General features: G+C 40.2%; 14 protein-coding genes. 11 read left to right on the top strand and 3 right to left on the bottom strand.

Translation table 11 applies throughout. The features are described 5' to 3' along the window. Positions 1-94 precede the first annotated feature (94 nt). The 5 genes from QLG01_RS04565 (at position 95) to QLG01_RS04585 (ending at position 4085) form a co-directional block, all read left to right on the top strand. A complete protein-coding gene (locus tag QLG01_RS04565) occupies positions 95-883 on the top strand; it encodes a crotonase/enoyl-CoA hydratase family protein (RefSeq protein WP_005302380.1) in 789 nt (262 codons plus the stop codon). A gap of 12 nt (positions 884-895) precedes the next feature. Further along, positions 896-1765, top strand: a complete 870-nt coding sequence (locus tag QLG01_RS04570) for an NAD(P)-dependent oxidoreductase (protein WP_005302377.1) — start codon at positions 896-898, stop codon at positions 1763-1765. A 13-nt stretch (positions 1766-1778) separates the two neighbouring features. Continuing rightward, positions 1779-2573 (top strand): TIM barrel protein, encoded by a 795-nt coding sequence (locus QLG01_RS04575; protein ID WP_004794584.1) that lies wholly within the window; start codon positions 1779-1781, stop codon positions 2571-2573. Between the two features lie 81 nt (positions 2574-2654). Continuing rightward, complete coding sequence (rsfS, locus tag QLG01_RS04580; RefSeq protein ID WP_004794586.1) at positions 2655-3056, top strand: ribosome silencing factor; 402 nt, start codon at positions 2655-2657, stop codon at positions 3054-3056. Positions 3057-3263: 207 nt separating this feature from the next. After that, the gene (locus QLG01_RS04585) at positions 3264-4085 is read left to right on the top strand and encodes an SDR family NAD(P)-dependent oxidoreductase (protein ID WP_013198942.1); all 822 of its coding nucleotides are present in this window, start codon (positions 3264-3266) and stop codon (positions 4083-4085) included. 63 nt (positions 4086-4148) lie between these two features. Here the strand turns inward: QLG01_RS04585 and QLG01_RS04590 are convergent, their stop codons facing one another. From QLG01_RS04590 to QLG01_RS04600, 3 genes are read right to left on the bottom strand one after another with little or no spacing between them, the layout of a single operon-like run. Beyond that, positions 4149-5603, bottom strand: a complete 1455-nt coding sequence (locus tag QLG01_RS04590) for an NAD(P)(+) transhydrogenase (Re/Si-specific) subunit beta (RefSeq protein WP_004794591.1) — start codon at positions 5601-5603, stop codon at positions 4149-4151. Positions 5604-5615: 12 nt separating this feature from the next. Further along, the gene (locus QLG01_RS04595) at positions 5616-5930 is read right to left on the bottom strand and encodes a proton-translocating transhydrogenase family protein (RefSeq protein WP_003654992.1); all 315 of its coding nucleotides are present in this window, start codon (positions 5928-5930) and stop codon (positions 5616-5618) included. Positions 5931-5941: 11 nt separating this feature from the next. Then, complete coding sequence (locus QLG01_RS04600; RefSeq protein ID WP_004794594.1) at positions 5942-7069, bottom strand: Re/Si-specific NAD(P)(+) transhydrogenase subunit alpha; 1128 nt, start codon at positions 7067-7069, stop codon at positions 5942-5944. A gap of 238 nt (positions 7070-7307) precedes the next feature. On the opposite strand from QLG01_RS04600, the gene QLG01_RS04605 reads away from it, so the two are divergent. The 6 genes from QLG01_RS04605 to QLG01_RS04630 all read left to right on the top strand — a co-directional run bounded on the left by QLG01_RS04605 (position 7308) and on the right by QLG01_RS04630 (position 12482). Further along, positions 7308-8234: a DMT family transporter gene (locus QLG01_RS04605; protein WP_199945013.1), complete on the top strand. Its 927-nt coding sequence runs from the start codon at positions 7308-7310 to the stop codon at positions 8232-8234. A gap of 67 nt (positions 8235-8301) precedes the next feature. Next, entirely contained in the window at positions 8302-8709 is a 408-nt protein-coding gene (locus tag QLG01_RS04610; RefSeq protein ID WP_151989381.1) for a Rid family hydrolase, read from the top strand. 18 nt (positions 8710-8727) lie between these two features. Next, entirely contained in the window at positions 8728-9918 is a 1191-nt protein-coding gene (locus tag QLG01_RS04615) for an MFS transporter (RefSeq protein WP_282495930.1), read from the top strand. Between the two features lie 141 nt (positions 9919-10059). Beyond that, positions 10060-11064 (top strand): tRNA dihydrouridine(20/20a) synthase DusA, encoded by a 1005-nt coding sequence (gene dusA, locus QLG01_RS04620; RefSeq protein WP_282495931.1) that lies wholly within the window; start codon positions 10060-10062, stop codon positions 11062-11064. Between the two features lie 334 nt (positions 11065-11398). Beyond that, positions 11399-11917 (top strand): hypothetical protein, encoded by a 519-nt coding sequence (locus tag QLG01_RS04625; protein WP_005302354.1) that lies wholly within the window; start codon positions 11399-11401, stop codon positions 11915-11917. Positions 11918-12086: 169 nt separating this feature from the next. Further along, on the top strand, positions 12087-12482 hold the full coding sequence (locus QLG01_RS04630) for a hypothetical protein (RefSeq protein WP_081402096.1): 396 nt from the start codon (positions 12087-12089) through the stop codon (positions 12480-12482). Positions 12483-12497 lie beyond the last annotated feature (15 nt).

Here is a 12497-nt window from a genome sequence, read left to right on the forward strand (position 1 = left end):
CATCTCTATCAAAGAGGCATGACTGGGCTGTCATGTTTCCAAATTACAGCCATGTTATGCTCCGTTCATCTATAAAAAAAGAAGCGGGAATCTCATGGCACTCTTACGTATTGAAAAAAATAATGGCATTGCAACGGTATATTTAAACCGTCCAGACAAACGCAATGCAATGAGTTTTGCCTTATTAAAAGAGTTAGTTTCAACTGCAAAAGCAATTAAAAAGGATAGAGATATTCGCTGTGTTATTTTGACAGGCGAAGGGAATGTGTTTAGTGCTGGAATTGATTTATCCGACCTAAACAATCCGAAAAACTCTGCTTTTGCCATTTGGGAACTTGTAAAACCCGGACAAAGTCTTTTTCAAAAAGCATTTCTGACTTGGCAGAATTTACCTGTCCCAGTTATTGCTGCATTAGAAGGATATTGTTTCGGCGCGGGTATGCAACTTGCGTTGGCTTCCGACATTCGAATTTCTCATCCAGAAACAAAAATGTCGATTATGGAAAGCCGTTGGGGTTTAGTTCCTGATATGGGGCTTACTCGCTCATTAAAAGGTTTAATTAGCGTTGACCTTGCAAAAGAACTCACCTTAACTGCCCGTGTTTTTGACGGGAATTATGCAAAAGAAATCGGTCTTGTGACTCATTTAAGTGACTCACCTCTAGAGAGAGCAAATGAGATTGCAGCTGAAATGTTACAACGCTCACCTGATGCCCTCACAGCAGCAAAACGTGTACTTGATGCAATGGAGCATCAACCAGAAAAATCATTACGTCTAGAAAAAATCTGGCAACTTAAATTATTACTTGGTAAAAATAGCAAACTTGCTCGTAAAAAAGACAAACATCCGGAAGTTAATTTTTTACCACGCCAATATAAATAAAGAGCTTAGATGATGAATTTTGATCGTAATACCCCTATTGCTTTTTTAGGTATGGGGCTTATGGGAAGTCGGATGGCAACCCGCCTTATTCAAGCCGGCTTTCAAGTTTCGGTTTGGAATCGAACCTTCTCTGCATGTGAAGAACTGATTGATATCGGCGCCCAACCTTTAGAACTTTCAAATATTGGTGACTACCCTATTATTTTAATCTGTCTAGCAGATGATAAAGCCGTAGAGGCAGTATTTGAAAAAATTCAGCCTAACTTAAAAGCTGAACAAGTTATTGTGGATTTCTCAAGCTTATCTGTTGCTGCAACAAAAACGCTTGCTCAAGCAGCTGCCACACATGACGCTATTTGGATTGATTCACCTGTATCAGGCGGAACAGCTGGAGCAGAACAAGGCACACTTGTCATTTTTGCAGGCGGTGATGCTCAAATGATTACGGAACTAACGCCTGTTTATAATGTTCTATCTCAACGTGTAACGAGAATGGGCGATACAGGAACTGGCCAAGCCACCAAAATTTGTAATCAACTGATTGTTGCAGCCAACAGCGCCCTTATTGCTGAAGCTGTCGCGCTTGCAGACCGAGCTGGTGTAGATACGACTTTACTCGCTCCAGCTTTAGCAGGCGGATTTGCGGACTCTAAACCCTTTCAAATTCTAACTCCACGTATGGCAACTCATACCTTTGAGCCAGTTCAGTGGAAAGTTCAAACATTATCTAAGGATCTTAATAACGCAGTAACATTGGCTAACAATGTTAATTTAGACATCCCAGTTGCACAAAAAGCTCTATTACAGCTACAAACTCACCAAAAAAATGGCTTTGCTGAGAAAGATTTAGCTACTATGATTCAATTAGTAGAGCAAAAATAAACGGAGTTTGAGTATGGGTCGTCTTGCAGTCAATTTATCCATGATTTTTACCGAAGTTCCTTTAATTGAACGCTTCGCTCTGGCCCATGCACAGGGCTTTGAATATGTAGAAATTCAATTCCCTTATGAATTGACTATTGCAGATATTCAAACTCAACTCGAACGCTATAATCTTAGTCTCTGTCTAATCAATGTGCCCGCGGGTGACCTTATGCAAGGCGGAAACGGTTTAGCAGGCATTCCGGGCCAAGAAATAGCTTTCCATGAAGCATTAGAGTTAGCCATTAGCTATGCCACAGCTTTAAAAGTTCCTCGTGTTAATATTCTAGCGGGAAAGCAACCGCTTGATGCTGATTTACTACCTTGTTTAAAAACCTTAGCAGCCAATTTAAAACTTGCGTGTAACTTACTCAGTGAACACGATATAGAACCCGTTTTTGAAATGATTAACGGTACAGATATGCCCCGCTTTTTAGTACAAAATATTGCGCAGGCACAAGAAATGCTAGAAGCGGTCAACGACCCTACTCTAAAAATGCAATATGACTGCTATCATATGGCAATGATGGGCGAAGACGTTCTTGAGGGTTTACAAGAGAATATTAACTCAATTGGACACATTCAATTTGCGGACTGTCCGGGCCGTCATGAGCCAGATACAGCTGAAATTCCTTATGAACAAATTTTTTCTTGGTTAAAACAAAGTTCTTATCAAAACTATATTGCAGCAGAATATAAGCCTGAAAATACTTCAAATCAGTCATTTACATGGAAGAAAAAGTATTTTTCGGATGATGTAAATATATAAACTGTTACGAGTTTTGTTTGAAATTTAGCGCGAAAACCACTATATTAGATAGTGAGTAATTGTCAGGAAAATATACCCTATATGAATTTAGAACCATCGCCCAGCGTGTCTAATTCTCACGATTTCGCAATGAATACCTCAAATAAAGACGTACAAACTTGTCTCAAAGTCGTCCACGACGCTTTAGTTGATGTAAAAGCAAAAGATATTCTCCAGTTAGATGTTAGCTCAATTAGCAATGTCGCTGATGCTATTGTAATTGCGAGCGGTACTTCTACTCGTCATGTGAAAGCACTTGCAGACAATGTTGCAGAAGAAGCTCGAAAAGCCGGTTTCCGCCCGATTGGCGTTGAAGGTGAACGAGATGCAGAATGGATCTTAATTGATCTCGGCTTTGTTGTAGTACATGTGATGCTACCAACAGCTCGTAAATTTTATGACTTAGAAAGCTTATGGCGTACCGCTCCAGAGTCGGTTGCTTAAAATTTTGCTTTTAAAAAAAGCGGCTCTTTTGAGCCGCTTTTTTATTTACTAAACAAAGATTTTAACCATTTCAAATATCCCATCACCTCCCCCACAAACACCAATCATCACTTACAACCAAATTTGACATGACAAATTGTCAGATTTACAGCACTATATATTTTCTGAAAGTTCTCACCAATAAATAGCATAACCGGAGTACAGAAAGTGAAGATATTAATTACAGGCGCCAATACGGGCATTGGCTTTGCCACAGCAGAACAACTCGTTAAACAAGGGCAACATGTCATTCTAGCGTGCCGAAATCCACAAAAAGCCCAAGATGCGCAGAACAAACTACTTTCACTTAATCAAGGCCAAGTCGATTTAGTTTCCCTCGACTTAAACAGCCTTGAGTTAACCCAAAAAGCAGCAGATGAAATTGCTGATCGCTATGGCAGCCTTGACGTACTCATTAATAATGCAGGCTTATTTGCCAAAACCAAACAATTGACCCATGAAGGCTTTGAACAACAATTTGGGGTTAACTATTTAGGTCATTTTTTACTTACTCAAAAATTACTTCCAGTTTTAAAACAATCTCCAAAAGCTCGTATTATTCATCTTGCATCTATTGCTCACTGGGTGGGCTCAATTAAACCCAACAAGTTTCGTGCAGAAGGTTTTTACAATCCCCTGTTCTATTATGGGCAATCGAAGCTTGCAAATTTATTATTCAGCAATGCATTAGCAGAACAGCTATCTGGAAGTACAATTACTAATAATGCATTACACCCCGGCGGTGTTGCTTCCGATATTTATCGTGACTTACCAAAACCGGTTTATGCAGCCATGAAATTAGGATTAGTGCCAACCTCAGTTCCAGCAAATCTCATTACAGAAATGGCAACTGGAGATGCATGGCAAAACCGTAATGGCGAATATGTCAGCGCACATATGCCAGACTGGAAATCATCACATGCCAAAAATCAGCAACTGGCACGCGACCTCTATCAACAATCTCTAAACCTCGTAGAAAAATTTCTTTAAACAAATAAGCCAAATAAAAAAAGCCACCCGAAGGTGGCTTTTACAATCCTGATTGGGGTCAGATTAGTGACCACCACCATTGATTGCTTTTGTCATATCTTCAACAACTTTTTTAGCATCACCAAAGATCATCATTGTTTTTTCGTTATAGAACAAATCGTTGTCTAGACCAGCATAACCTGTTGCCATGGAACGCTTAATCACCATGATTGTACGCGCTTTATGAGCTTCAAGAATCGGCATACCATAAATCGGCGAGCTTGGATCATCTTTCGCAGCAGGATTTACAACGTCGTTTGCACCAATTACAAGTACTACGTCTGTTGCAGGGAAGTCTGAGTTAATCTCATCCATTTCCAAGATATCTTCATACGCCACGTCTGCTTCTGCAAGCAATACGTTCATGTGACCAGGCATACGACCAGCAACAGGATGGATTGCGAAACGAACGCGAACACCTTGCTCTTTTAGAATTTCACACAATTCTTTTACAGCATTTTGTGCACGACCTTGCGCCATACCATAACCAGGTACAATTACAACACTGTCAGCATTTGACATCAAGAAGCCAGCATCATCAGCAGAACCAGAACGATGGTTACGTTGAACTTGCTCACCTTTGGCAGCAGTAGCAACCGCTGCACCGCCCATTGCACCACCAAACAATACATTGATGATCGAACGGTTCATTGCTTTACACATGATGTACGACAGAATCGCACCAGATGAACCTACGAGAGAACCCGCAACGATCAACATGTTGTTTTCAAGTGTAAAACCAATACCTGCCGCAGCCCAACCAGAGAATGAGTTAAGAAGCGATACTACTACAGGCATATCACCACCACCGACCGGTGCAATCCATACCCAGCCAAATGCAAGCGCAAGAGCTGTCATTGCCCAGAAAGCAGTCATGTTGCCAGTCGTGAAGAAGTAAAATCCACAAGCCAACATCGCAATAAAGATAAGCGCTTGAACAGGTTTAACCCATGCACCAGAAATTGTTTTAGCCCATTTTTTCGCAGCCAATTTACCGTACGCAAACACAGATGCAGTAAAGGTAATCGCACCAACGAAACAACCAACAAACAATTCAAATAAGTGAACTTTGCTCATGTGCACATGTTGCACACCAGCTGCCGTTAAAGCTGCTTCATTTTGTGCAAACAATTCAGTTAATTGGTTGTTATGTAAAATTGCAGCAATTGCAATTAAAACAGCTGCCAAACCAACCAAAGAGTGCATAAGTGCAACAGTTTCCGGCATTTGCGTCATTGGTACAGTACGAGCACGTGCAATACCTACGATTGCACCAAGCACCATTGCACCAACAATCATCCAGATCACTGGGTTATTCGCAACAAAGAAAGTCGTTACAACTGCAATCGCCATCGCGATCATACCGTAACGGTTACCTTGAATTGCTGTTTTAGGGCCAGACAAGCCACGAAGCGTCAAGATAAAGAGAATTGCACCTACAAGGTACAACCAGTTCGCATTTGCTTGAATAAATTCCATGTCAAAGCCCTCTTATTTCTTTTGCTTAGGCTTGAACATTTCCAGCATGCGTGCAGTTACTGCAAAGCCACCGAAAATATTAATGCTTGCCAAAAATACTGCAATCGCACCAAGTACGCTCACCACATTTACACTTTGAAATGCAACGTTAGCATCTACACCCAAAATAGGTAGACCCACAGTTTGCAACATCGCACCCACTACAATAATAGATGACAATGCATTGGTTACAGCCATAAGCGGCGTATGTAAAGCTGGTGTAACACCCCAAACTACGTAATAACCTACGAAGATGGCAAGGACGAAAATTGTAATAGTTTCAACCATGAGAAATCTCCTTAACCACGCTTAAGCAGTACTTGACCGCCATGAGTGACCAATAGGGCTTTTTGGATTTCGTCTTCTTGATTAATCGCAAAGTTTTTCTCTTTGTCGAATAAAGTCTCTACGAAATTAAAAACGTTACGTGCATATAGCGCTGAAGCTTCTGTTGCTACAGTTGCCGGAATATTTGGAATACCCAAAATTTTCACGCCATTTTCTGTAAAAACAGTCTCGCCCACTTTAGAGCCTTCAACGTTACCGCCAGTTTCAACAGCCATATCTAAAATGACAGAACCCGGTTTCATCTTGGCAACAGTTTCAGCCTTAATCAGACGTGGTGCATCACGACCCGGCAAGAGCGCAGTAGTAATCACGATGTCAGCATTAGAAACAGCCTTATCAACAATCGCAGCTTGGTCTTTGATGTATTGCTCACCCGGCATCCATCCATAACCATTTTTAGCGGCATCCGCTGCACGTTGTTGCTCTTCTTCAGACATTGGTACGTCTAACCACTTACCACCCAAAGATTCAACCTGATCTTTTGCTGTAGGACGTAAATCGGTCGCCTCAACAATTGCACCTAAACGCTTTGCGGTTGCAATTGCCTGAAGACCTGCAACGCCCACACCCATAATCACAACACGAGCAGGTTTTACAGTACCAGCAGCAGTCATAAGCATTGGGAACATGCGCTGATATTCAGCAGCAGCAAGCAAAACTGATTTATAACCAGAAAGGTTTGCCTGAGAAGACAATACGTCCATGTTCTGCGCACGAGAAAGCGTACGAGGAAGCAATTCCAGAGCAAAAGCAGAAACTTGCTGATTCGCAAACTGATCTAGCTCGGTATTACGATAAGGATCAAACATTGCTACAACAGCAGTATTTGCTGCAAGTTTTTGAATTTCCCCGCCTTGTGGTGCGCGAACTTTCAAAATAATTTGACTACCCGTATAGGCATCATCCGTAATGGTTGCACCGACCTGTTCATAAGCACTGTCAATGTACGCGGCCTTTACACCAGCACCACGTTCAATCACAACGCTATGACCAGCGCTAATCAACTTCTTTACTGTCTCTGGCGTAGCAGCTACACGATTTTCACCGACGACAGTTTCGGTTGGGATTCCGATCTGCATGAGCGTTCCTCAAGCTAATTTCTCATTGTCAAAAACATTGCAAGCTGCAATGTTTCCCCCATGTGTATTCTTTGTACAGAATTTGGATTCTAATTGAACTTTTTTAAAATACCACCCAATATTTATTTAATAAATACCCATATTTTGAACTGATGATTCACGATATTTGATTTGAGGTGTAATATAGGAAGATTTTTCTTTTTTTGTAGACAATAGTCTCTCTTATACAGTCTTGTATATGAAAATTTCGTTTTCTTCGTTTCAAATCGGGTCTTTTTTTGCTCTTTGCTCTGCTTTTCTATTCAGTACAAAAGCAATCTTTATTAAACAGACTTATGCCCTTTCTCCATTAGTAGATGCTACAGTCCTGATGGCTTTACGCATGTTAAGCGCTTTACCGTTCTTTCTACTTATTTGTTGGTTTAACAGGCATCATAATCAGGGCATAAAAAAGAAGGATTGGCTAATTTTAATTTTTGCCGGTCTATTAGGCTACTACTTTGCCAGTTGGCTCGATTTTATGGGGCTCATGTTTATTAGTGCTTCTCTAGAACGAATTATTCTATTTTTATATCCCACGCTTACAGTCATCGTCTCAAGCTTACTCTACAAACAAAAATTAGATGCAAAAAGTTTATTTGCCATTTTTCTTAGTTATGGTGGAACCGTGCTGGTCATGCTTCAAGAGCACAGCAACGCACCAATTCAGGGCAACTTCTGGCTAGGTACAAGTTTAGTATTTGCAGGTGCGATAGCTTTTGCGGGCTATTTATTACTAACCCCACCACTCATTAAGAAATTTGGTTCTTGGAATTTCACAGGCTTAGCCTTAACTGTGGCTTGTATCGGTACATTAACGCACTATGCACTCAGCACACCTCACCCGATTCAACTTCTATTACAGCTACCCTCTAGTGTGATTTGGTACGGCATTGGCTTAGGCTTTTTAGTTACTGTGTTACCCACCGTTATGCTCATGCAAAGCATTGAACGATTAGGCGCCTCTCAATCTGCAATGATTGCTTCAATTGGACCAGTTTTAACGATTTTACTTGCCGTTGCTTTTTTAAATGAACGTTTAAATATGTGGCAATGGGTCGGTTGCCTTCTCAATATTATTGGTGTGATGATGATTACACTCAGAAAGAAAAGGCTAAAACATTAAATTCTCTTGACCTCAACTTAAGTTGAGGTTGGATACTCATCTAAATTTTAATGAACGGTTGAGTTCCATGAATAAAGAAACTTTTAAAATCATAAATCCATCAACTTTATATGACCCTACCCCGAATGCTTATAGTCATGTGGCTGTAGTAGAAAATTTTAAAAAGATTATTCATATTGCAGGTCAAGGTGGCGAAAACTCAAAAGGTGAATTAAGCCCAAGTTTTGAAGAACAAGTTATCCAAGCCATTAATAACATTCAACATGCTTTAAAAGCCGCCAATGCAGAGCTTAGTAACATTGCAGTGTTAAGAGTTTTAGTTGTTGACCACTCAGATGAAAAACATCAAATTTTGATTAAAATTATGCAAAATTTATGGAAAAATCATCCTTTTCCAGCCTGTACACTCATTCCTGTACCACGTCTTGCACTAGAGCATATGCTCATTGAAGTCGAAGCAACCGCATACACCTAATAAAATCGAGAGAACATCATGTCTACCCCTGAAGATATCAGTCAGAATAAACCTTTGCTTTGGTTGATGGCAGCAGCATGTGGCTTATGTGCAGGTGTGAATTACTATTGTCAGCCGCTGATTCACTCGATTCAACAAGAGTTTGCTGTAACTCAAGCACAAGCTGCTTTAACAGTGACATTTGCTCAGGTGTCTTATGCCCTCGGTTTACTCTTTATTGTTCCAATGGGTGACATCGCCAATAAAGCCAAAGCTATTCCGTTTTTAATGGTGCTTTGTGCAATTGGTCTATTTACTTCTGCTTTTGCTGTGAACTTGCCTATGCTATGGATTGGTACAATTTTAGCGGGCTTGTTTTCTGTTGCAGCTCAAGTGCTTATTCCTCTTGCCACAATGACTGTAAAACCCGAAAAAACTGGCGAAATCATTGGTTTTTTAATGAGTGGTTTATTAGTCGGGATTTTACTCTCTACCAGTCTGGCAGGCTTATTTTCGAACCTTTTCCACTGGAAAGTGGTTTATGTTGTAAGTGGCATATTAATGCTGCTGCTAGCATTTACCTTAAAAAGCCGCTTGCCTTATGTCTTACGTATGAAAATGAACTATGGGCAAATCTTTGTTTCCATGGCTCAACTTTTACAGCAGGAAAAGCGATTATTATTAAGAGCACTTACAGGTGCTTTCGCCTTTGCAGCAGTAAGTATCTTGTATTCTACTATCGCATTACTCCTTACCTCAGCACATCATTTACCTGATCTATTTATCGGACTAGTGCCTTTAGTGGGTATCTTCGGTGCTTTATCAACACGTTACATTGGTAAATATGCGGATCAAGGACATACTGGCTTACTGACATGGATGGGCTGCGGGCTGTTCTTAGTAAGTTGGGTTTGTTTCTACTTCGGACAAACTCTACTTTCTACTTATGTTATTGGTTTTGCTTTAATTCAATTAGCACTCGCGCTCGTACACACCAGTAACCAAAGTATTATTTTCCGTTTACGACCAGATGCAAAGTCTCGTATTAATGCCATTTATATGACGACTTACTTTATTGGCGGTGCAGGCGGTTCGGCATTAGGAATTTTTGCATGGAACCGTGGTGGTTGGACCATGACTTGCCTTGCAGGAATTGGACTAGTTGTTCTTTGTATTTTATTTAGCACGTTCGATACGATCTTACAAAAAAAGAAAATGGTTTCCCAATAAGGTAACTTGTTATAAATCATCTTTCTATATCCAACACAAGGGTGGTTATAAATTACTCGGTCAAATGCCCCTGTCGATTCAAGCATAAACCTCGTATAATGCTGCCCTTTCATTAATTTAGCGACTTTTGGGCTATTGGTTATGCAATCACGTCAATCGTTACAACCTCGTATTTCTGTCGCCCCCATGATGGACTGGACAACGAAGGATTATCGATTCTTTGCACGCTTGTTTAACCCAAATGTTGTGCTCTACACAGAAATGGTAACTACAGGTGCGATTCTTTTTGGCGATGCAAAACGTCATTTGGACTACAGCGCACAAGAACACCCTATCGTATTGCAACTTGGTGGCTCAAATCCGCAAGAGCTTGCGACCTGCACAAAAATGGCCGAAGACTGGGGTTACGATGAAGTCAACCTCAATGTAGGCTGCCCAAGTGACCGTGTACAAAACAATAAAATCGGTGCTTGCTTAATGGCAGAACCAGAGTTAGTTGCTGAATGCATTCATACCATGCAAAAAGCAGTAAAGATTCCTGTAACAGTCAAACACCGTATTGGTATCGATGACATGCAATCTTACGAAGAGATGCTTCATTTTGTAGATACTGTTGCTGCAACTGGTTGTACTTACTTCGTTGTACATGCTCGTATCGCTATTTTGAAAGGTCTATCTCCGAAAGAAAACCGTGAAGTTCCACCTTTACGCTATGAAGATGTTTATCGCTTAAAACAGGAACGTCCACATCTCACCATTGAAATTAACGGCGGAATTAAAACGTTTGCCGAAACTCAAGCTCATTTACAGCACGTTGATGGTGTCATGATTGGCCGTGAAGCCTACCACAATCCGTACTTACTCGCGGAAATGGGTCAGCTTTGGAATTTAGAAGCACCAGATCGATTCGATATTATGGAACAAATGCTGCCTTATATTGAACAACGTATGGCTGAGGGTGCTCCGCTTTCAATCATTACTCGTCATATCTTAGGTCTATTCCAAAACTTGCCGGGTGCTCGCAAGTGGCGTCAGGCGCTAAGTGGCGGAAATGCAAAAACTTTAGGTGATGTAGAACAGGCTATTAGCAACATGCAAGCAGCTCTAATTCGTACCGAGGAATATTTAAAAGAGCAGCAAGCTTAAGTCTGTGAGCGCTTCTTAAATTGTAAGAAAATGTGGCATTTTAAATCAGAGACTTAGATTTTGAGTATATTCGCAAATGTTGAAGCAAAATATTCAAATTTAAGCTCTGGTTAATTATTTATTTATAATGATATCAATAATTTAAATTTCACTATTTTTAATCACTCTTTTGATGAGCATCTTTTTACTCCGAAGCAGGTACCTCTGGAAAAAAGATACGTTATTACATAACATAAACAAAACTTTTAAGGTACGCCGATTAGTATCTCTGAACGCCACAGGTAGGTGGTGATTTTTTTAATATGGATATGAGTAGCACGGTAGAGATTTCACGATGATTATTTATGACGGACAAGTAGCTGATAATTACATGTATCAGGATTCAAATCAGGCAGCCATTGTTGTATCCCACAGCACCCCAAGCCTTCCTTATCCTTTCACCATGAAACCCAATAATCATCAAACAGAAACTTCCAGTACTCCCGCTATAGATATTGATAAATTTGTAGAAAAATTAGAAAGTGTTACCTCTAGACGCAGTAAAGCTCGTTGCGCACGCAGTATCCGCCTTGCACTAGAATCTGCTGGTGCCAATGTCGAAAACCACCCAATCGCAGCTTCAGATTGGGGAGATACCTTAAAAAAGATTGGCTATAAAGAAATTAATCCAGCCTTTGATGAACCACAAGAAGGCGACATCTATATCATTCACAGAACCCGTAACCATGTTTATGGACATATTGCTGGATATACAGGAAGTGAATGGGTCTCTGACTTCAAACAAAATAGTTATGATGTCTATAAAGATGATAGCGTAACCTATACTTATTACCGATTAGGGCAAGCTACTTAAGAACTAGATGTTCAATCACTTGAATCATTTCAAGCATCTTATCAAACAAACGCTTAAAATCCAGCTTGGCTTCTTTTTTGCTTTATTTTCATACTGTACTCGTCAAAAATAATGATAGAACTTTATGAAAAGAATATTGCTGAGCTTTTACTTACTGACGTCGTTTAGTATGACGTATGCTGCCCCAGATACAAAAGTTGAAGAGGTTTTAAAAAAAGTACCTGAAAAACGGATTTATCAGCCCCAATATTTATTAAAAGAAACCACTCCTAAAGCTCGGATCCATGTGATACGAAAACAATATTCAAATGGACTACTAGATTGTCCTTCCGTGATTTATCACGACAAGAAGAAAATTCTATCTTTGCACTCATTTGAAGAAGCAACATTTTTTCTAGAACCCGATCGTTACTATATTCGCTATGAGGTTAACAATAGTGGTTGTATCAATTTGGAATTTTACCAGCATAAACGCCCCAAAATGGACATCCTATCTCAGGAACGTCAATTAGAAGGTGATACCGAATATACATTTACTATTAGTGAGCACACTGGACCACAATAATTATTTCAGCATAAG

The sequence above is a fragment of the Acinetobacter sp. V89_4 genome (assembly GCF_029967875.1).
In the GTDB taxonomy this organism is placed as follows: domain Bacteria; phylum Pseudomonadota; class Gammaproteobacteria; order Pseudomonadales; family Moraxellaceae; genus Acinetobacter; species Acinetobacter oleivorans.

Coding starts and splice junctions, on each gene's coding strand:
- QLG01_RS04600 (WP_004794594.1), bottom strand. CDS start 7,069: ATGCAGATCGGAATCCCAACCGAAACTGTCGTCGGTGAAAATCGTGTA.
- QLG01_RS04625 (WP_005302354.1), top strand. CDS start 11,399: ATGATTATTTATGACGGACAAGTAGCTGATAATTACATGTATCAGGAT.
- rsfS (WP_004794586.1), top strand. CDS start 2,655: ATGAATTTAGAACCATCGCCCAGCGTGTCTAATTCTCACGATTTCGCA.
- QLG01_RS04570 (WP_005302377.1), top strand. CDS start 896: ATGAATTTTGATCGTAATACCCCTATTGCTTTTTTAGGTATGGGGCTT.
- QLG01_RS04610 (WP_151989381.1), top strand. CDS start 8,302: ATGAATAAAGAAACTTTTAAAATCATAAATCCATCAACTTTATATGAC.
- QLG01_RS04615 (WP_282495930.1), top strand. CDS start 8,728: ATGTCTACCCCTGAAGATATCAGTCAGAATAAACCTTTGCTTTGGTTG.
- QLG01_RS04590 (WP_004794591.1), bottom strand. CDS start 5,603: ATGGAATTTATTCAAGCAAATGCGAACTGGTTGTACCTTGTAGGTGCA.
- dusA (WP_282495931.1), top strand. CDS start 10,060: ATGCAATCACGTCAATCGTTACAACCTCGTATTTCTGTCGCCCCCATG.
- QLG01_RS04575 (WP_004794584.1), top strand. CDS start 1,779: ATGGGTCGTCTTGCAGTCAATTTATCCATGATTTTTACCGAAGTTCCT.
- QLG01_RS04595 (WP_003654992.1), bottom strand. CDS start 5,930: ATGGTTGAAACTATTACAATTTTCGTCCTTGCCATCTTCGTAGGTTAT.
- QLG01_RS04565 (WP_005302380.1), top strand. CDS start 95: ATGGCACTCTTACGTATTGAAAAAAATAATGGCATTGCAACGGTATAT.
- QLG01_RS04605 (WP_199945013.1), top strand. CDS start 7,308: ATGAAAATTTCGTTTTCTTCGTTTCAAATCGGGTCTTTTTTTGCTCTT.
- QLG01_RS04630 (WP_081402096.1), top strand. CDS start 12,087: ATGACGTATGCTGCCCCAGATACAAAAGTTGAAGAGGTTTTAAAAAAA.